At 47.8% G+C, this 19863-nt stretch carries 12 protein-coding genes; 1 reads left to right on the plus strand and 11 read right to left on the minus strand.

From position 1 onward, the window contains the following. Positions 1-54 precede the first annotated feature (54 nt). Together F1593_RS04790 and pgmB are read right to left on the minus strand one after the other, a co-directional pair. A complete protein-coding gene (locus F1593_RS04790) occupies positions 55-2271 on the minus strand; it encodes a glycoside hydrolase family 65 protein (RefSeq protein WP_172631861.1) in 2217 nt (738 codons plus the stop codon). 57 nt (positions 2272-2328) lie between these two features. Beyond that, complete coding sequence (gene pgmB / locus F1593_RS04795; RefSeq protein WP_149400409.1) at positions 2329-2976, minus strand: beta-phosphoglucomutase; 648 nt, start codon at positions 2974-2976, stop codon at positions 2329-2331. A gap of 539 nt (positions 2977-3515) precedes the next feature. Between pgmB and F1593_RS04800 the strand changes: the two genes are divergently transcribed. Then, positions 3516-4235, plus strand: a complete 720-nt coding sequence (locus F1593_RS04800; protein WP_149400410.1) for a hypothetical protein — start codon at positions 3516-3518, stop codon at positions 4233-4235. Between the two features lie 87 nt (positions 4236-4322). Here F1593_RS04800 and F1593_RS04805 read toward each other — a convergent pair whose 3' ends face one another. From F1593_RS04805 to F1593_RS04845, 9 genes are all read right to left on the minus strand, one after another. Then, positions 4323-5645: a hypothetical protein gene (locus F1593_RS04805; protein ID WP_149400411.1), complete on the minus strand. Its 1323-nt coding sequence runs from the start codon at positions 5643-5645 to the stop codon at positions 4323-4325. Positions 5646-5910: 265 nt separating this feature from the next. Then, a complete protein-coding gene (locus F1593_RS04810) occupies positions 5911-9270 on the minus strand; it encodes a glycosyltransferase family 39 protein (protein WP_149400412.1) in 3360 nt (1119 codons plus the stop codon). A gap of 38 nt (positions 9271-9308) precedes the next feature. Continuing rightward, positions 9309-10718, minus strand: a complete 1410-nt coding sequence (locus F1593_RS04815; protein WP_149400413.1) for a tetratricopeptide repeat protein — start codon at positions 10716-10718, stop codon at positions 9309-9311. A 32-nt stretch (positions 10719-10750) separates the two neighbouring features. Then, positions 10751-11992, minus strand: a complete 1242-nt coding sequence (locus F1593_RS04820) for an efflux RND transporter periplasmic adaptor subunit (protein ID WP_172631863.1) — start codon at positions 11990-11992, stop codon at positions 10751-10753. Positions 11993-12066: 74 nt separating this feature from the next. After that, positions 12067-13158 (minus strand): lysylphosphatidylglycerol synthase transmembrane domain-containing protein, encoded by a 1092-nt coding sequence (locus F1593_RS04825; protein WP_172631864.1) that lies wholly within the window; start codon positions 13156-13158, stop codon positions 12067-12069. Positions 13159-13255: 97 nt separating this feature from the next. Continuing rightward, a complete protein-coding gene (locus F1593_RS04830) occupies positions 13256-14218 on the minus strand; it encodes an NAD-dependent epimerase/dehydratase family protein (protein WP_216368779.1) in 963 nt (320 codons plus the stop codon). 92 nt (positions 14219-14310) lie between these two features. Next, positions 14311-15501, minus strand: a complete 1191-nt coding sequence (locus F1593_RS04835) for a glycosyltransferase family 4 protein (RefSeq protein ID WP_149400417.1) — start codon at positions 15499-15501, stop codon at positions 14311-14313. A gap of 332 nt (positions 15502-15833) precedes the next feature. Next, entirely contained in the window at positions 15834-16892 is a 1059-nt protein-coding gene (locus F1593_RS04840) for a glycosyltransferase family 2 protein (protein WP_149400433.1), read from the minus strand. A gap of 198 nt (positions 16893-17090) precedes the next feature. After that, positions 17091-19814 carry a DUF8815 domain-containing protein gene (locus F1593_RS04845; protein WP_149400418.1) on the minus strand — a complete coding sequence of 908 codons (2724 nt, stop codon included), beginning with the start codon at positions 19812-19814 and terminating at the stop codon, positions 17091-17093. Between the last annotated feature and the right edge of the window lie 49 nt (positions 19815-19863).

The raw sequence follows: 19863 nt of genomic DNA on the forward strand, positions 1-19863 counted from the left end.
AGGGTAGTGTTTTTCTCGCCTTTCCCTCTACCTTTCTAGCCAATGTAGAGTCGGTTAACGGTGCAGGTCAATGCTGACCGATGTGCCTTTCTGTTTAAACTGGAATGCAACACGCTGCCAATTCGCAGGCCAATGTGGGTTCGTCGTATAGCCATCTGATGTGACGCGTAGACCAGCAAAGCCAAAGACGACGGCTTGCCAGACGGCTCCTGCACAGGCCGCATGTATGCCTTCGGGTGTATTGCCGCGCAGATTCTCCAGGTCTACCAGCGCACCCTTCATGAACATGTGATAGGATTCCTCGGTATGTCCTAACTCGCTTCCCAAAATGGCATGGAGTGCAGGGGTTAATGAAGATCCGTAGTCGTGATCGGTAATCGGGAAGTAATAATCCCAATTAACTTGCTTTGTATGAAGATCGAACTCCTGGCGCAGCATGGTCAACATCATTAACGTATCAGCCTGCTTGACGATTTGATACTTTTGTATCTCTTCGACACCCAGAATACCCTGATAGGAATCTTTTCGCCCTTTATATTTCTCTAGATCCAATGTGGGGAGTTTGAAGAAACCTTCAAACTGTTCAAATAGTTTTGTCTCTTTATCTTGTGGAATCTTCAGATGTTCCTGTACATCTTGCATATGTGCAAGACGCTGCTTGTTGAGATCAAGCTGTTCAATCAACGTAGTTGCGACCGTCGGTGCGGTATTTTCGAGCCAGTGGAGAGCAGCCAGAGCAGTTTGCAGGTTGTTTCGTGCCATCATGTTGGTATGGGCATTGTTAATAACATGTTCATGCCATTCATCGGGTCCAATGACATTCTTTATCTCGTATTGATGCTCTTGTTCATCCTTCTCAGCCCGACTATCCCAGAACATGGCTGTACTGAGCAGGAGTTCAACGCCATATTCGCGCATAAACTTATCATCGCCTGTGACCTGCCAGTACTCCCATACCGCATGAGCGATGCTAGAGGTAATGTGTAGTTCAAGGAAGCCATTCAGTACCGGAATGACCTCGCCCGTTTCTGGATGCACAATCGATGACGGTGTTGTTTCTTCGCCATTGAGTGTGCTTTCCCAGGGATACTGGGCTCCTGCGTAGCCATTGCTCCTGGCTTTTTGACGTGCGGCTGGCAAAAGTTTATAGCGATAGAGTAAGAGATTGCGTGCGATGTCTGGTAGCACATAGGTGAAGAACGGTAGCATAAAGATCTCGGTATCATGGAAAATGTGTCCGCGATAGCCAAACCCTGTCAATCCTTTTGCCGCAATGCTATAACGGCTATCATGCTCCGATGTACTGATACGAAGTTGATAGATGTTGTAGCGTATGCCGATCTGGGCTGTATCGTCCCCCTCGATAATAACATCCGCTTGTTGCCAGTATTTTTGCCAGGCTTCGATCTGGCGATCATATTGATAGTTGTAGACAAACACATGATGTGGAGAGTTGGTTGTTGCCTCAGCTGCAGATCCCAATATTTTTTGATGATGATTGAGTGCTGTCTGAAGTGGCTCATCCCCATCGCGTGAAGTATACATTACCACTACTTTTTCAGCGGTTAATGTTGCTCCTGGGGCCAGTGTACTGTTAAGACGGATACTTGGGGCGACATCGGAATCGGCAAACTCTTTTTTTGCCTGTGCATCATCTGTATTAAAACTCATGGTCTGCGCAAGAGAAACTTTGGTATGTTTTGTCTCACTCCGTAACCAGAGTAGATTCTGCGTATGGCCCTGGTCCTGAGTTGCCCAGTGCATCAGGTCATAGTTACCGACCGCGATATTAAAGCTGGCACGCAAGTTCACTTCAACCGGCTGTTGATTGGGGGATTCTTCGATGGTCACACGGTAGCGTATGATGCCAAGGTGTTCATCTGCCAGACTGGCAAAGCGCTCACTGACCACTTGCAGGCGTATGCCGCTTGTACTTTCCCATAAGACGTGACGGGTGAGTAGACCTGTTTGCACATCGAGTGTGCGTGTATAGGCTAACAGTTTTCCTTTATCCAGTCGAAAGCGTTCCCCATTCACGACAAGTTTGAGGCCGACCCAGTCAGGAGCATTCGCCAGTTCCTCTTTGGCGATAGGAACATTATCGAACACTCCGAAGAGTAAAGTTGCTGCAGACTCGTGGGGATACCCTTCGTCAAAGGTGCCCCGCGTGCAGAAATAACCGTTCCCAACCGTAAAAACAGTCTCCTGACTATGTATGTGCTTTAGATTGGGGTCGAATGACTCCTCACTAATCTGCCAGAGATTATCCACTACGCATCCTCCATGTCTTGCATTTTTGTATCTAAAAATACCTGCATCAGGCACCGGCTAATTTGCTAATAGGTCTTTTAAGTGTACATTTTTCATATCCGGTATGACTCTATCAGCCCGGTGAAAACGCTCTTTAGGACCAATACCAAGGGCATACATGCCAGCTGTTTTAATCGCATCAATGCCAGCATCCGCATCCTCGATACCCATACAATCGACAGCCGGCGTTTGTACCAGTCCAGCGGCGAAGATAAAGATATCCGGGGCAGGTTTACTATTCACGATGCATGTGCCATCGGCAATGCCATCGAAAAGATCAACAATCTGGAGGCGTTCCAGGACAATGTGGCAATTTTTGCTGGCTGAAGCCACGGCCGATTTAATGCCTGCCTGGCGAATCTCTTGCAACAGTTCGCGACCGCCCGGGACAACCTCATTGGGAGTCATCGTTTTGATCAACTCATTATAGTAATCATTTTTGCGCTTCATCATATCTTGAATCTGATCTTCAGAATACTGATGATCGCGGATAATATACATCAATGACTCGCGGCGTCCTACGCCACGGAGATGGATATCATTTTCCTCGCGGGTAAATGGAATTTTCTCTTCATCGGCTAGCTGTTTCCAGGCTCGATAATGATATTCGGAAGTATCCGTTAATACTCCATCCAGATCGAAGAGAATCGCTTTTACTTGTGACATATCAATTTCCTCTCGCTATGATAAAAACACAGATTTATGACAGACTCGATATACGTATGAACGATTGTCAGAAATAGCGCTTCCGTGAGGGTGATCCCGCATATATGGCTGGACGACACGACCAGCTAGAGGCTATGGACCCCCTAATTTGTAAACGTTGAACAGCAGGAAAAGATGACAACGAAACACGTAACGTGAGCAGGATTTTTATGTGTTCCAGAATACTATTATACAACAAATATACAAAATGGTTTGAAGTTTGCGAATTATGCTGAAATGTTTCTTGAGGAAACGAATTGCCCGGCCTGATATGAGATTTTGCGTATGATTGCGTTTATCTTTTTAGAACCTTGACTTCTTACCTCGCGATAAGGGTGAGCGATATTTTATGGATCAAGGCGGTTTTTCCTATGAGCATTTCTTGAATTGAAAGAAATGTTTTGATCGTATAGTATTCAGAAGTGATATTCTAGAGCTGTTGGAACTCATTTTATAGAACTCATTTGAAATAACAATTCGAAAGGCTGGAGATTTTTTCTATGACTACACCGGTACAGATTGGATGGCCGCAATTGCTGTTGTTCATCATTGCAGTAATTGGGGTTGGCCTGCTCATTTCATCTTTAATGGGCCTGTTCAAAAGGCGGAGAGAGATGGAGATTTTTGAAGATGAATATGGGCAACGCTATCGACGCTGGCGTAAGCACCATCGTGAACTGCGTTGGAAACGGGGTACTGGTGGTATCTTATTATTGGTGCTCTCCATCAGTCTGTTATGGTTAACGTTTGCGATCCAGAGTTATCTGGGCCTGACCAGCGACATCAAGGTAGCCCAGATAGAGGCCACCAGTTTTACCAATGCGGCCCCGCAGATGAGTGTTAAATTGACTTTGTTGGATACGCAAGGTAAACCAACTTCAAGCCAGACAGATCTGATGAATGGGGATATGTGGGAATTACAATGCAATGTACTGAAATTCCCTTCATGGATGAACATTTTTGGCATCCACTCCAGCTTCAAGCTTACCCGCCTGGAGGGAACGTATAGCGATCCTGCTTTAGAGGCTAATTCCAAACATACAGTTGTTGAGTTAAATGGTGGAGCGGGAGACTTCTTTAAATCAGTCTACAAGCAAGCGTGGACCTCGCCTTTTGTCGATGCCGCTTATGGTGGTGCGGTCTTAGAGCCTGCTGATGGTCATACCTATGATATCTATATGTCACAGACTGGCTTATATGCCAAACCAGCTGGAAAATAAAGAGATAACTACGATGCGAGCAGCAGTGTGTCAGTACCATAGACACGCTGCTGCTTTTTTCTAGCTTTTCTGTTTTTTGATGAGCTTTTATGGTGTCGCACGGCGCATAAACAGATCCACAATACCCAGGACGGCGGGGATCTGGGCGCAGGTCGCAAGCAGGAAGCGCATCAGAGTTTCCAGGCGGGGCTTCTCTATGATGTCATAGAGGAAATTGCCCAGCCAGGCACCAAGCGGCAGCGTCGCGCCAGCTGGGAGTGCCAGTAGCAACATCCAGGGAGCTGTGTGCCAGATGGCAAATGTGCAGATACCAAAGACGATACCAGTCACTATCAGGATACGATTGTCTTGAAAGCTAGTGTGTCTTAGAAGCACATAAAGTACGCTGGCGATAAGAATTGGAATAGGCATCCAGAGTGACGGTTCCTTGAGCAGAATCGGTCCGATCTCAGTGATTTTTCTGATACCATCATAATGCAGAAAGTAGAGGGTATACCAGTCTCGTCCCATCAATAAGACTGACCAGAGCAAGGGAGCAAGCAGGAAAACACGTTTACGCATATTTAAGCGGCGTAACAAGGCCAGTGCTGTACCCGCAAAGAGTGCTGCAAACGGAATATACAGTGGATGAGTCTGGCGCGTCAGGCCAAAGTGTTCATAAATGCGATACATATGTTGCGCCGATGGCTCGGTCGTGACAATGGGAATATTCTTGAGTGCATTGACGAGATGGGGTGAATACATCAGGTAAAATGGTCCTAAGATAGCCGGACAGAGGAACTCAAGCAGCAGTAATGCCATGACCAGATGGGTGATCCAATTAACTGGACGGTAGTTCTGGAAGGCCAGCCGAGCTGCGATAAATCCGATAATGATCGTGAACCATGACCATCCCAACATGCAGTGCGGTACGGACCACTGTGTCTCATCCAGGCCATAGGTTGAATGCCAGAAATTGTCAAACATAATCGTAATGGTCAGCGCGACCAGTCCACCACCGAGCACAACCAGCGAACCAGGCACCTTGAAGGGAATAAACGGGAAGCGTATGCCAGGGCCATACCAGGCGCGCAGTTGAGGGGTAAACGCGATTGTCGCCACCAGCAATCCTGATGTGGCGGTCATCACAAACACAAAGAAATGGGGTGGTGACCAGAAGGTATCGAAACGTACGGTCGCATGCCAGAAACGGTCCCAGAGCTTTCCAGCCCCGGTTGAGGCAAAAAAGAAAAAGAACGTTACCCACAAGAGACGATATGCCCAGATCTGACCTGCCATCTGTTTGGCCTGTGAGGAAGACACAGTTTGCAGTTCCGGGATGATGCATTCCACTTCCGGGAACAAATGCTCTGTTTCGGATGGTGAAAAATTGGCAGCTGGCAACTCTGCCATAGGAGTGGTTTGCTGCATACGATTACCTACTTTCTCTTCCGCTATGCAAATGCCATTGCTTCTAAGCTAAGGATTTTTCAGATAAGGCGTTCAGGAATTTCTATTCACATCTATACATATCGACACCCATAATTTGAATTTTAGTGAACTAATCTCCTTCAGGACAAAGTTGCCTGTTGTGGAGCGGTTCTTTTTGTAGTGAGAATGGAGGCCGGAACAACCGACCTCCATTCTCGTTTAAACCGTCACGCCTTGCGCAGGTGAGCGTTTATACATGAGTGTACTAACCATTGCCACTCCGAAAGTAAATGGCTGATCCATAACCTTCATATACCATGCGAAAATCAGGAGGGGGAAAGGTAAAACGTCTATTTTTTGTGGCGCCTGCTTGATAGCCGCCGTTATCGGTTATCAACCAGATGCGGTTATGCGCGGCAAGGACGTTCTGGAACTCTTGCTGGTTGAGCAGTGGATGTGCCCCTGAGGTGGTTTCAATCACCTTTTTGTTGTTCTCGATCAGAAAGAGGGCACGATCAATGGAGAAGTAGTAATCAACGTGCCCGACATAATATTGTATCGAAACCGCTGGTGCGACAGTGACAATGACATCCCCATTTTTGAGATGCCTTTGCATATACAGTCCTACATTGTCATAATCGGCGAAGTGATGACGGTAACTCAGGCCGAGCGCCCGACTGATAAACAGGTTGTAATTGCTCAGCGGTAGGGCCGGAAAGATCAGTACGTTGACCCCCAGTATCGCCACCATGCTGACTAATACTATGCGTATGAGCAGAGGTGGGCGCGCATAGCTTCCCCTCTGATTACTGCTAAGATGAGGGCGTGCGAAACGCCAGATCAGATCCAGCACACTCCAAAAGGCATAGGCTCCCAGCATATAGTAGATGGGCAGTAATGGATAATAGTAGCGATCTGCCTGCATGGTAAAAATCATAATCAGGGTTGCGCTGGCGATCAACAGGAATGAAGCGCAATAGCGAGCTCGCCGATCTTTGCGCAAGAAGGCCAGGATACAGCCTGATACCGTCAGTAAGGAATTGATAATCAGCCAGGGTTGTGTAAGATTCCAGGGTGCGATGCCATCTTTGAGTGTTCTGATTTGAAAGAGTATGCCAATGTAATAGGGAAGGTTGTCAAAGCCGGGTTCAATCTGAGGTTGTCGACTTTGATCGGTTGCAAAGGTCGGTGGATGTGACCAGAAGACGACTAATAACTGGCTGATGATCAATGTACAGGCTATGAGCGCTGGTACCCACCAATGCTTTTTGCGCAAAATGGATGGAATACCATATCGTCCTTCGCGTGTGTAAAGCAAGGCGCACACCAGGGCAGCTGGCAGGATAATAAAGTTTTCTTCGTGGCTAAAGTAGGCAAGTACCATACACAACAATGCCAGGTAGACTGGACCTTTACGCTCACGCAATTGTATCGCACGATAAAGGGTATAGACAACAATGATTACCATGAACTGAGCTTGCTCGTACATGCGCGTCTGACGTGACCAGATCAAGGCATAGGGAGAGAAGGCAAGCATGGCAGTTGCCAGCCAGGCGATTTTACGCTTGAAGAGTTTACCTGCGACTATATAGAGCAGTGGAATACTGATCAGGTATTCTGCGGTGCTGATCAGGCGGGGTACAACCTGGCCTGAGGTGCCAAAGATGAACATCAGGCCCGCTAACAGGTACGAATAGAGTTCTCCTTTAGGATAGACGAAACCAGATGGGAAGGCGGGAAAACCGTGCATCATAACGTTTCTGGCGGCGTTGTAACTGGACAGTTCATCCTGCCAGAAGGGTTCATAGCCGATATTGTAACAGGCCATTGGAATAGCCAACGCTATGATAGGGATAATGCCCCAGTTCTGGCATAACCAGAGCAGGAGTCGTCGACTCCAGTTTTGCTTGAGCCAGGCGTGGGGTAAATGTGGTTCTATCCATAGAAACAGACGTGATTCAGTCTCTCTATCGGCGGCTATCCCAATTTGACCGCCCTCTCCCGGATACGTGTCACCTGGTTCGTTGCGGTGCTCCATTTGCTGGTGCGTTCTGCGTGTCTGCAACCAGAGTATTCCTATGCTACAAATTACCACGGTTATCAGGAGAAGTGCCCAGAAGCTGGTATAGGGAAATGGTTGTTGTAAGAGTGATTCACGATCTAATACGATCAGGAGCGTTTCCATGGTGAGGGCTGGTAAGAAGATCAGGCTAGCTGCTTCCAGGGTACTGTTTCGATTTGCTACCAGGCGGCGTAGTATAAACAGCGCTGTAAACAGCCAGAGAGCTAATACCGCGGCACAGCTATAGACAACCATCTCGGTGATCAGCATCGGTGGTATGATCTGAATGTTGCGTGGAGTCGTATTGTCTGGCAAGTAATAGGTTTTGCTGGCCCCAGGACGTTGCACAGCGATTGGTAACATCCAGGTAGCTGTATTGTTTCCCTGCGTCCAGCGTGGGGTAGCTTGATTGGATACATGCCAGTTTTTATCATCTGCCATGAGATTTGTGACACTGGAGCCATGGCTGGCAAGGAGATCCATAGACATAGCGCTTTTCAGATTATCGAGTCCTACTTTAGCCGTGCTCGTACCCGGGGATTGGACATGGATTGCGATGACGTTATTGCCTGTATGCAGGTAAGGGGTGACATCATATACCCCGGTCAACAGACCATTGCGGTAGGGAACGGCATCACCTGTATCATCCAAAAATGTCGCCACGTCCAGATTGGGCACTGGTGCTTGTCCATTCCATTGCATGAACTCGTGATCGTTGATAAACACATCTGCGGTACCGGTCGCGACCAGGCGTAGTAATGCCTGTTGGGTCTGTGTGGGCAGATTGACCTGGCACACGAAGTAACCATCCTGACTGCCATTGGAACCAAGCCAGTGGCCTGGCATGGGGTAGCTATAGACAGCAGGATTGACCGTGAGCAGGGGCGCACCGCTGGTAACTGGAGGGGTGATTTGTGCTGACTGCCATTGGGTTGTATCAAAAGTGGGCAATGTCCAGGCGTAGGGCGTGAGTGTTCCACGAGGATGTGCCAGAATGGTTTGTCCAGTCGCCTGCCAGCTTGCATTGGAGCCCAGGGAGCGACTGACTGTTCCCCAGTTTACACCAATGCTGGCGCGTAATTGCGGCTGTTGTTTATCCACATCCACGACCCGGATGCCAATGGCATTATTGCCATGGCGTAAGACTGAGTCAATGTCATATATATACGCTCGTGGTGCCTCTCCGCGGACAAATTCTGTTCCATTTGTCCCAATAGAAATGCCATTTACGTAGACGCGAAACACTTGATTGGCGGTAAGCATAATATACGCGTTATCAGGTAGGGCATCGAAGTTTGTGTTATAGCGATAGTAAGCAACTGGTGATGCGATATCTACAGGTTGTATCCAGAGTGCATTCGTCCATTGAGGGATATAGGTTTGTTGCTGTGGGATTAAGAAGTACTGGATCGCAAACCAACTCGTTCCAGCACAGGCAAAGAAGAGACAGAGCCACATGACAAAGCGGGAGAGACGATGTTTCACCCGCTGTCTCGCTTGTATCTGCAGCTTCTTGTGCGGAGAGAGTATCATTTCCTCACTGTTTGAAGATGTTACGCTCATTACCTTTCTCCGTATCTTGCAGGCAATCACGTCAGGTATTAACGCATTCCCGACATATACTGGCGAGCGGTGTTGTTTCGATAGGAGGGATCGAAATCCTGTGCTTTATACAGATACTCGCGCGCATTAATCGTATCTCCTAAGCCGAATCTGCTGATAGCAATATACGTATAGGCAGCCGACCGTAGTTCAGGGCTTTGTTGCAGATTGAGAACCACACGCATATGCGCTTCACAACTACCATAGGCATGAAGTTCGCAGAGAATTCGCCCTGTCGTAAATTGGGCATAGACATTGCTGCTATCGATGTTAATAAGTTCATCAAGCCAGGGTAATGCTGGTTCATCATTAACGAGACGTGCCTGGCTGGGACCGTTGAGTGGCTTATTCATTTCAGCCAGTTGGGCCAGGGCAATACTTAACTCATCCCTGAGCCAGGGCGTGTGTGGATAAGCATGCCAGGCGTTCTGCAATGTTTGATAGGATGTGTAGATGTCGTTTTGCGTCAGGTAGTATGCACCGAGATATGTCTCGCTCTCGATGCCCGGGTGTTGTGGATGTAGAAAGTATTGAGCCTGGCCGCGTTCGCTATGATAATCAGGGAGCGCGTCCAGTGTTGGATTAAGCAGGCGAGCTTGATCCAGCCATTGCAGGGCTTTGCTGTAATTCCCTGCATCCAGCGCATGTACCGCCTGGTAGTGGCTGAGCAGTGCTAGTGAGGGACGTCCCAGTATAAGTATGCCCAGCAGTGCCAGGCCATAGGTGAGCAGGTGGTGCTGGCGACTCAGAGGCGGTTGTACCCATCCTGTTTGCTGGGTAGAATGTGACCAGAATGCACGCGTCAGCCATAATGCAAGAAGGCTGAATAGTGGCATAAAGAATCCCAGGCCTATCTGATCAAACAGAATTGCAATGCGATCTGACAGGTGCAAAGGATGCAACGTAAATGGGAGTATGGGCATAAATTCAGGCATTGTGGCATAGCCAAAGTGGGAGCGCGCCAGTTCAAGTTGAATTTGATTGCGTGCGACCTCAGCCATCATTCCCATATCGGCCACAAGAAATTGAAACAGAAACAGCGCAGATGGCAGCAGACAGAGGAGATAGGCCTGTCGATAACGCTGTTTCATGTCAATATGTGCTGTAGCCAGAAGCTGCGTAGGATCAGCACTCTGTTGTGCATGGAATATTTGCCATGCTTGCCAGCTGATCGTAAAGATGGTAAGCGTACAACATGTGCAAAGTAGCCCATAGTTGAGGAATCCGAAGCGTAGTTGCCAGCCGAGATCGACTGGCAACTGCCATGCCGTCAGCTTTGTACCACCTGGATCATTGAACCAGGGAAGTATGCTGGCGATGAGCATCATACATCCTGTGATAGCTGGGAGAATTACTCGATATGGTGCCCAACTCCTGTGAGCGGACCAGGGCTGGCGTAATGTAAGCATGTTTTTCTCCACCTTCTCCACCTTCTCCCGCTTTATCGCTCAACGGTATTAATCGTGACCTGTTGTCCATTGTGCAGGCGATTCAAAGGTAGGACAACGATTTGATCGTTAAGCGACAATCCACTATCGACATAGATGATATCTGGTGCTGAGCCAGCGATATGTACCTGCTGCATATAGGCTCGCCCATTGTGTATCACGAAGACGGTCGATTCGGTATCGGGATTAAGGACTGCGATCCGTGGTATCACGAAAGCATCTTGTTGACTCTGGACACGGACGAACGCACTCATGCCTGAGAGGAGTATTTGTTGTGGCTGTGCCACTGTCACATCTACCTGGAATGTATCGGTTTGCGGATTCACTTGTGGAATAATGCCTGTAACGGTACCTTTGAGGTTGATGTTTGGTAAGGCTGATGGGGTAATCTGCGCCGGTGCTCCAAGATGGATTTGTTGTAAATTGGCAAGTGGTAATTGTGTGTGCACGATGACCGAGGATTGATCCATCAATGTCATCAGTATTTCGTTGGCTCCGAATACCTCGCCAGGATTGATGAGTACGTTCACAACGACACCATTGACTGGTGAGATCAGATTCCCATTCCGTAGTGTAGGGCTGTTGGTCTGGGCAACGAGTGCGTGATAATGGTTATTGGCGACCTGATAGGCGTTCTGTGCCGCAGCTACCGTTACTGGATTAATCGCTCCACTGGATACCGAGTTCAGGTAAGCCTGTGCCGCAGCCGCATCATTGAACGCTTGTTGTACCTGGGCATTAAGTTGTGTTGCGTCAAGCCGAATCAATGGCTGATTGATCTTCACATGATCCCCTGGCTGAGCCATGATGGTCAGGACATGCTCAGGGAGCGGAAATTGAACGTTAAACGTTTGTTTAGCCGCCACAAGGCCGCCGCCTCCCACTGTATCTACGACGGTGTGTTGCATGCCCACACGAAATGCGGTGATCTGTTGTGTCGCTAGCATAGAATACCAGAGTGTATAGATGACAACCCCCAGTAAGACGGTCAGGGTCAGGGCCAGGGCAATAGTAGATGAGCGGGAGCGCCAGGTCTGGTTCTGTTTGTTTCTGGTTGACTTATGAGCACGTGGGGGTAACAACAATGCTTCATTTGTTGCTTGATATTCACACTCAGCATGTTTATTGTCTGTGGTTATCTCCTTTTCCGAACCTGGCTCCTTTTTTGGCTGTGGCTTGTGCTCAGAGGGAGATTCTGGATAGTCAGGCAATACTGACGATCGTCTTTCATCCATAGTATTTTCTCCATTGCTCAATAAGTTCATTCCCTGTCGGGGCTATGAAGTCAATGATCTGCCGTATACATTGCTCAAGCCACTTGTTTCTGCATGGATACTGTGTGATTGTCTGGTATCTCCGTCGTTTTCTTCTCATGTCTGAGTAAGTACAGGATGCCTCCTACAACGCCGAAGAAAATGCCCTGGGCATCCATAAGCAGGATGAGCGCTGTTGCGGTTGCTATATCAACATGCATGCTTGCGAAGATGCCGATAAATGCATTTTCGCGCAAGCCATATCCATTAATGGTTGTGGGTAGAAAGGCAATAAGTGAAACCAATGGAACCGCTATCAGGTAAAATGGCAGTGGAATGTGCATATGCAAAAGGGTCGCAAATCCATAATAGTTAAGTGCAGCACTGACATGAAAAAGGAAACCGAATGCTATCGCTATACACAGTGCTTTTGGATGTTTGAGACTTTCACGTAATGTCAGGCCGATTGCCAGGACTGATTTCACACTGCGATAGGTGGCCCATTTTCCTTTGATAAATCCTGGCAATAGCGCTGCCATAAAGTAAACACAGACCAGTGCGCTACACATGATCAGGCAGGCAATGCCAAAGGTGATCATGATCCAGGTCGAAAACAGCGTATGCCAGATGATCAGCGTGGGAATAGTGAGGAGCAACATGCCTGCAAAGCCGGTCACGCGACTCATGATCACCGCGCTGGCGGAGCCGACTGTATTGTGTGCCTCGCGTCCTACATAGTAGGCCTTGACGACATCACCTCCCATCCCGGTTGGTAAAAAATGGTTAAATGAGATGCCAATAAAGTAAAGATTGATGAGGCGTCTGAGATCCATACGGATACGTTCTCCATCCAATAAGCTTTGCCATTGATAGGCACTCAGGACGACCCCAATTATCCCAACAATCACCGCGACTATTACTTCTCCATCGTCAATGTGTTGCAATTTCTGTAGCACGTTTGACCAGGAGAAAGAGTGAAAGAGAAAGGCCAGCAGCAGTATTGTGCAGAGCAGGCGTAAGGCAAATTTGGGCCAACGTGTGCGTGGTTTCTCAATGGGAGGAGGCTGCCGCTCATCCATTGACTTTGGTGTCTCCGGTTGCTGTAGATCGCTTTCAGAAATGGGTTTTTCTGATAGTGGAATGCTCATCACACCTCCGCATTTGTATGTGATGGAGCATATAAATGGCTCAGAAACCGCTTTATATGCTCCACCAGGCATTTTTTTATCGTTGTATGTGTTGGTGCTAAGCAGGTTGCATGAGCTGATAGATTGATTGTGTGTATTCGAATTCTTCAGCGAGCCCTTGCTGGAGTGTAATTAAGGGATGGTAATTCAGGTATTGTTGTGCTCGTCTGGTGTCAGCGTAGGTATGGCGCACATCTCCATGTTGTTTGGCTTCAAACGCAACCTGTAGCTTGCTACTACTCACCTCTGCCAACATATCGATGACACTTCTCAACGTGACCCGCGATCCCCCTGCGATATTCATGACCTTGCCAATTGCCTCCTCCGAGGTCGCCGCACGAATGTTCGCTTCTACCACATCTGAAATGAAGGTAAAATCTCGTGTTTGAAAACCATCATCAAAAATTCGAATGGGCTCATGTTCCAGGATGGCTTTACAAAATTTATGAAAGGCCATATCTGGCCGTTGACGTGGACCATAGACGGTAAAGTAACGTAGTGAGACTGTAGGAACCTGAAAATTATGATAATAGAGGCTGCAGAGATTTTCTGCAGCTAGCTTGGTTACCCCATAAGGAGAAAATGGCCGCAGTTGACTATCTTCCACAATTGGAAAGGTCATGGCATCGCCATAGACAGAAGATGAAGACGCGTAGACAATACGTTTGATATTGCCTACCTGAAGTGCGGTTTCCAGCAGGCGCTGGGTCGCCAGAACATTGCATTCTGTATAGCGAGCAAACTCCTCACCCCAACTGGCGCGCACCCCGGCCTGTGCTGCCTGATGGAAAATCCAATCTACCCCTTCAAGCAGTTTTGCTAGAGGAAGATGGATGAGATTACCTTCAATGAATGTAAATGTATCCCATGAACGTGGACCTTGCAGATTCTTTTCTTTGATTGCGCGATCATAATAGTCGATGAAGGCGTCAATTCCACAAACTTCATGTCCATCTGCCAGTAAACGCTCGGTCAGATGAGAGCCAACGAAACCTGCGGCACCCGTAACTAAACAGCGCATGATATTCTTCCTCCGTTTTTAAGCGATGACTAGATGTAGCTCGTACATCAGATGCTTGTCTCTTTTCAGTATATCCGGTTGAATGTCATGAGCTAGGCGGCTGTAAGTTGCAAGTTGGCAGCAAATTCTTCCTGGACAGCCATGCTTTTCTTGAGAAACACCCGCCAGCTATAGTGCTCTTCTGCGAATAGTCGTCCTTTTTCTCCCAATACTTTAGCCTGCTGGGGATCACTGAGCAACTCGATTGCCCCCTGTGATAGCCCTTCAGCAGTTGGGGGAACTAGCAGCGCGATATCCGGTGAGAGAACCTGTGTTTGTGAATAAATCTCTGTTGCCAGAATTGGTTTTCCTGAGTGGAGATAGGTATATAGTTTTAAAGGTGTGTTGGTCCCTTTACTACGTGGACTGAGCAATATATCTGCCAGGGCCATATACTTTGGCATTTCCGCCAGGGGATGTTGTCCAACAAAGCGGATAACATGGTGAACACCAAGCTCCTTCGCCTGTGCATACAGGCGCTCAATCTGAGCATTTTGACCTCCGACCAGCACATAGGTCGCATCTGGAAACATTTTGTGTACGGCGGGAATACTACGGATCAGGCGCTCGATTCCCTGGTATGTTTCTAAGGTGCCGGTATAAACCAGAACTGGTCCTGTTCCCAGACCGAGTTCCTGGCGTGTCAACGCGATTTCTGCCTGGGATGGAGCGGGTAAGCTCTCATCAACGGCAGAGTTTTCGATCATATAAATGGGCGTTTTTGAAGTCATACTGCGTGCGGTTCCTTCAATATCGGGACAGATGGCGATGACCGCATGTGCTTTTTGTACAATCCACTTCTGTACAATCTCGACAATACGAATCAGCCAGGGATTATGCGTAAATTCAGAGCTTACAATCTGCTGTGAGAGGTCAGAGTGCATATAGTAGAGATGCTTGCGTCCAAACAGCGCGCTTAAGAGAATTCCCATTGCTCCAGCCTCTTCATGCGTGTGCAGGCAGTCATAGCGACTGATACAGAGACGCCAGAGGGCGAACAGAAAGACAAGAAGATCTAATGGGAATTTCGCCATCGAAGGTCCAACTTTTACTTGATGGAGACCAGGAATAGCTGGGATACGCAGAATACGGAGCCCTGGTAGATCAACTGGTTTCCCAATGTGATAGGTGACGAGATCAACCGTGTGACCCATGTATAAAAGCGCTTTAATATGATGGTAGATAGCAAATGGTGCTCCGCGTTCTTCTAAAAATGGTTGAGGGGCAATCATTAAGATTTTCACTGCTTAATCCTCTCATTGTCTAACCTCGACTTTGTACAACTTGAAAACGTGAGCTCGAAAATGCGTCGCACTCACCCTTTTTCTCAGGCTCAAAAGCCTAAAAATGTACAAAGTCGAGCTAACAAAGTGTTTGATTCCCACTCCCATCGGGTTTTTGTGGCTCACCCACAGGTGGGCGCTGACGAAACCCTTTTGAGCACCGTAGGTACGAAAACTCATGCACAGAGATCGTGGTGAGCATGGGAATTAAACACTTTGTAAGGGCGTCTCTTTCTATCAGTGATCAGGTTTGTGTGTTTGTTGTACTGCGCTGACCTATGGAATGTAGTAGTTTAATGGCTAGAAGCAATTTCCTTCTGACCATTCTTCTGCGTTTTGGTTTGTTCCTGGTTGTGCGTTTGTTGTTCAATAAGTGGCATTGTTTTACCTTGATCAGGGTGTATCTGTTTCACAACATAGATGGGCTTATCCTGCGTTTCATGGTAGGTACGTGTGAGCAGTTCGGCGATCAGACCAGAGAAGATGCTGAGCAGACCAAAGCTTGTAAAGAGCAGGGCTGTAGGAAACAACGGTGAACGTTGACGATGTTGCTGTGACGGGAGCACTGTTCGTCCCAAAGCATACAGCCCTGTGCTGATTCCTAATCCCAAAGAGGTCAGGCCAGGGATACCAAACGCATAGAGTGGTTTCTTTCCAAAGCTTCCCAGGAATTTTAAGGTTGTGAGATCGAGGAGCACGCGTACAACGCGAGAAATGCCATATTTGGATTTACCGAATTGACGTGCATGATGTGTAACTGCAAGTTCAGTAATCCTGGCACCCGCCAGGGCTGCGTAGGCTGGAATGAAGCGGTGCATCTCTCCATAGAGATGAATATGACGGAACACCTCATGCCGATAGGCTTTGAGGGTACAGCCATAATCGTGCAGATGAACCCCGGTGACTTGCGAGATCAATTGATTGGCGAGCTGGGATGGGAATTTGCGGCTCCATTGCGCATCCTGGCGATCTTTACGCCAACCGCTGACCACATCATATCCTTCTTCAATCTTCTCAATCAGGCGTGGGATATCAATTGGATCATTTTGGAGATCGCCATCCATAAAGACAAGGATTTCTCCCTGACTGTAGGCTACCCCTGCCGCCATGGCAGCTGTTTGTCCGAAATTACGACGAAAACGCACGATGCGTACATGTTCATCGTGTTCAACCAGTTGATTGAGTTGTTTGAATGTACTGTCACTACTGCCGTCATCAATATAGATGATTTCGTAGGTAAAGGATTGCTGGCTTAAGATATGTTCCAGGCGTTCATGCAGGTATGGAATACTCTCTTCTTCATTGTAAACGGGGACGATGATGGAGAGGTACTTTGAGCGTCTCTCGTTCATTTTTTTCACACTTGTCTCCTTCACACATATTTCCACAAGCAAGGTAGGACATGGTGCCACATTGATAAATCTCTGTATACGAATCAATCGTCATCTCAGCAGGGATACTTTAGTCGTTAGTCGTTGAGGTGGCGGCACAGATAGTGTGAATGCTGCAACTGTCAGCCGTTGGGTTGGTGAGGTATCGGTTTGTCAGTATCAGGGCAATGCGTTGCCACTAATACTGAGGAGTGGTTTCCCAAAGTAAATGGCGGTTGACGTTTTGCTGCTAATCTGCATTAAGATACGTCCATATAGCCCGGTATAGGTCTCTGGCTGCTGGGTAGTAAAGGTATCATCACTCGCCAGTGGCATTCCTTCCCACTTCTGGCTTTGCCAGTTATAAATTTTGGCCCGTATATTGCCCCCACGAGCGGTCGTACTGGACCCCGGGCCTGCTGGATGGGTGATCAGATTGGGGATGGTGATGGTGATACTTCGTATAGAGATGTGCGAGGTGGCTGGCAATGGTAGCTCAAAGCGTACATTTCCTGTCGAAAGAGTATATGCTCCGGGCAAAATAGCACCTGCATCATAACTGTTAATGCCAATAATATTTCCCACAACCACATCCTGTGGGATCGTCATCAAGCCTGTGAAATCCATGGAGAGAGGCATCTGTAGAAAATTGATGTGTTGCCCATGTGGCGTGAGATTGTTAATGGTTGGCTCTTGTTGTCCATTTAAGGGGCTATCGGCCCATCCGATCAAAGTAGCCTGCGCTCCAGGAATGAGAAGTGGATCATAATCATTTTTCATGTTGGGATCAGGAATTTGTCCTCCTGTGACGTAAATATTGCCCTTATTGGCAATGGCATGCGTCAAACAAGAACCTTCACAGGCAGCATAGTTGTAGCCGACACCACTCAACGCCGATAGTAGCGCAACATGTTGCTGAAGTGGTGTGGCAGGCTGTTTTTTTTGTTGATAGGGAAAGTATTGTCCTGGTAAACCAGTTTGCCTGGCAATCTGTTCCGCCAGCGTTTGTTCCAGCGCCGGGATGGTACTTTTCAGTTGAATATCAAAACTGCGGGTTTGGTTGATAGCAAAGTGGCCGAGCGGAATGGCTGTATGTGGAAAGAGTACATAGGTATCACTCAATGTTGTGTGCAGGTTGTTATGAATCACGCCAAGAACGTGATTGTCACGTAAGGTAAGATGGCCAGTCAGATTACCCTGCAATTGCAGATCCTGTTCAGAGAACATCGGGTCCATTGACCAGAGATGGCTATTGTTCATAACAACATCGGTTGTCTTGTTCGTATATGTAATCCTGGCTGCTATGCTATTCATGGATTGTGCTGGTAGGGTTGTATTTGAGGTAAGATACTGTCCATCAATAGGTTCTGTGAGATTGGTGCCAGGGATTTGTAGTTGAACATTGCCCTGGTTAGGAGACAGGATGCCCAGATAAGTGGTGATATGTGCTGCATTGCCATTCTGATTAATTTGAATCAAGGAAACACTATTACTATTCACGGCTCTGTTTTTTTGATAGTAGGCAACGCCATAGGAAAGTAATGAAAAAATCAATATGCTGCTGAGGATCACGCGCCAGTGCCAGAAACGAGCCTGATGGTGTTTACGCACCATCCAGAGACGAATCGGTCCCAGGCAGAGCAGGTAGCCGATCAAGAGGAGAAATAATTGGAAAGTTCCTGAAGACATGTCGGGAAGAAGAAAATTAACGATCCCACCACGGGTCAAAATCTGGCCGGGACCACCGTCATAGTTTTGTGCGCCACTGGCAATCAATAATCTATCGCTTAGCGTACGCTGGAGTAGCGCTTGCCATAAGGAAGGAGATACAGACCAGGTATCCAGGGGAAGCGCGGCAGGATCAAATGCGAGATAGACGATACTTCCCGCGCCCTGATGACCTTGTACGATGAGGGGAATGTTATTTTCGCTGACAATCGTTTTGCTGTTTGAGAACGCACTTTGCTGATGGATGGTTGCTGTACTGATAGTTGGTTGCAGTGGTGGAATATCACTGGTACTGGTGGCAGAGAAGTCGCCGTTAAAAGAGAGTAAATGTGTTTGCGCTGGCAAAAGGCTCAGTCCTTGCATGGTGACAGGGAGAAGTGTTGAGGGTAATCCTGTAAATGTCCGTTGCCAGCTTAAACCACCTACTTCGAGCAAAATACCTCCACGGTTGACCCATGTTTGCAAAGTTTCTAACTGCTGTATATTTAATGTATTCGTTGCAAAGTTGTCGAGCACTATCACATCAAAATTTTCGAGGACTGCTTCTAGCGTAGGCATTGTGCGAGCATCAAGATGGGTTACATTGACTGATGTGGATTGATTAATCAGCGTGATTTTGGTGAGTTGCGCTGAAAGAGCTGTGTCGTCTGAAAGGATACCTACGAGGGTATCACCAGCCTGAACTTCGTAACCCTGACGACTGACCTGCTGGTTGATTGTTTTCCCATTCTCGTCGCTGATTGTCGCGAGAAAGCCGCGTGTGAGCAGATTGCCACTATACCGAGGTGCATAGAGAGTATATTGCTTTTGTGTACCTTGTGCCAGAGCAATAGATTGATTGAAACTCCAGGGAGAGAGAGCATCTATATGTTGTGCCATGCTGCCTCCGGAGAATGTCTGGACAGCGAGAGTGCCTTGAAATGCCGGGCCACTATTATTTATGGTCACATGCACTGGCGTCCAGTAACCTGAACGATAGGTATTGTCAAAGCCTGCATCAACGGCGATGGTCAGGTTATTGGCATTATTTGAGCTTCTGGGCAGCAGAGCAGGGGCCATACAATAATGCAGTGTCAAAAGCAGGAGGGCTACCATGCTAATGCCCACAACGCTAAAGAGAGCTGCCTTCTGGCGTGTGATTGGTGTCAGGAGCCAATCGCGCTGGCTGATTCGCATGTTTCTATGGCCCTTTCCCACTGCTTCAAGTTGTTTCTAAAGGGATGCA

The sequence above is a fragment of the Dictyobacter arantiisoli genome (assembly GCF_008326305.1).
GTDB lineage: Bacteria > Chloroflexota > Ktedonobacteria > Ktedonobacterales > Ktedonobacteraceae > Dictyobacter > Dictyobacter arantiisoli.

Coding starts and splice junctions, on each gene's coding strand:
- pgmB (WP_149400409.1), bottom strand. CDS start 2,976: ATGTCACAAGTAAAAGCGATTCTCTTCGATCTGGATGGAGTATTAACG.
- F1593_RS04800 (WP_149400410.1), top strand. CDS start 3,516: ATGACTACACCGGTACAGATTGGATGGCCGCAATTGCTGTTGTTCATC.
- F1593_RS04805 (WP_149400411.1), bottom strand. CDS start 5,645: ATGCAGCAAACCACTCCTATGGCAGAGTTGCCAGCTGCCAATTTTTCA.
- F1593_RS04810 (WP_149400412.1), bottom strand. CDS start 9,270: ATGAGCGTAACATCTTCAAACAGTGAGGAAATGATACTCTCTCCGCAC.
- F1593_RS04815 (WP_149400413.1), bottom strand. CDS start 10,718: ATGCTTACATTACGCCAGCCCTGGTCCGCTCACAGGAGTTGGGCACCA.
- F1593_RS04820 (WP_172631863.1), bottom strand. CDS start 11,992: ATGGATGAAAGACGATCGTCAGTATTGCCTGACTATCCAGAATCTCCC.
- F1593_RS04825 (WP_172631864.1), bottom strand. CDS start 13,158: ATGAGCATTCCACTATCAGAAAAACCCATTTCTGAAAGCGATCTACAG.
- F1593_RS04830 (WP_216368779.1), bottom strand. CDS start 14,218: ATGCGCTGTTTAGTTACGGGTGCCGCAGGTTTCGTTGGCTCTCATCTG.
- F1593_RS04840 (WP_149400433.1), bottom strand. CDS start 16,892: ATGAACGAGAGACGCTCAAAGTACCTCTCCATCATCGTCCCCGTTTAC.
- F1593_RS04845 (WP_149400418.1), bottom strand. CDS start 19,814: ATGCGAATCAGCCAGCGCGATTGGCTCCTGACACCAATCACACGCCAG.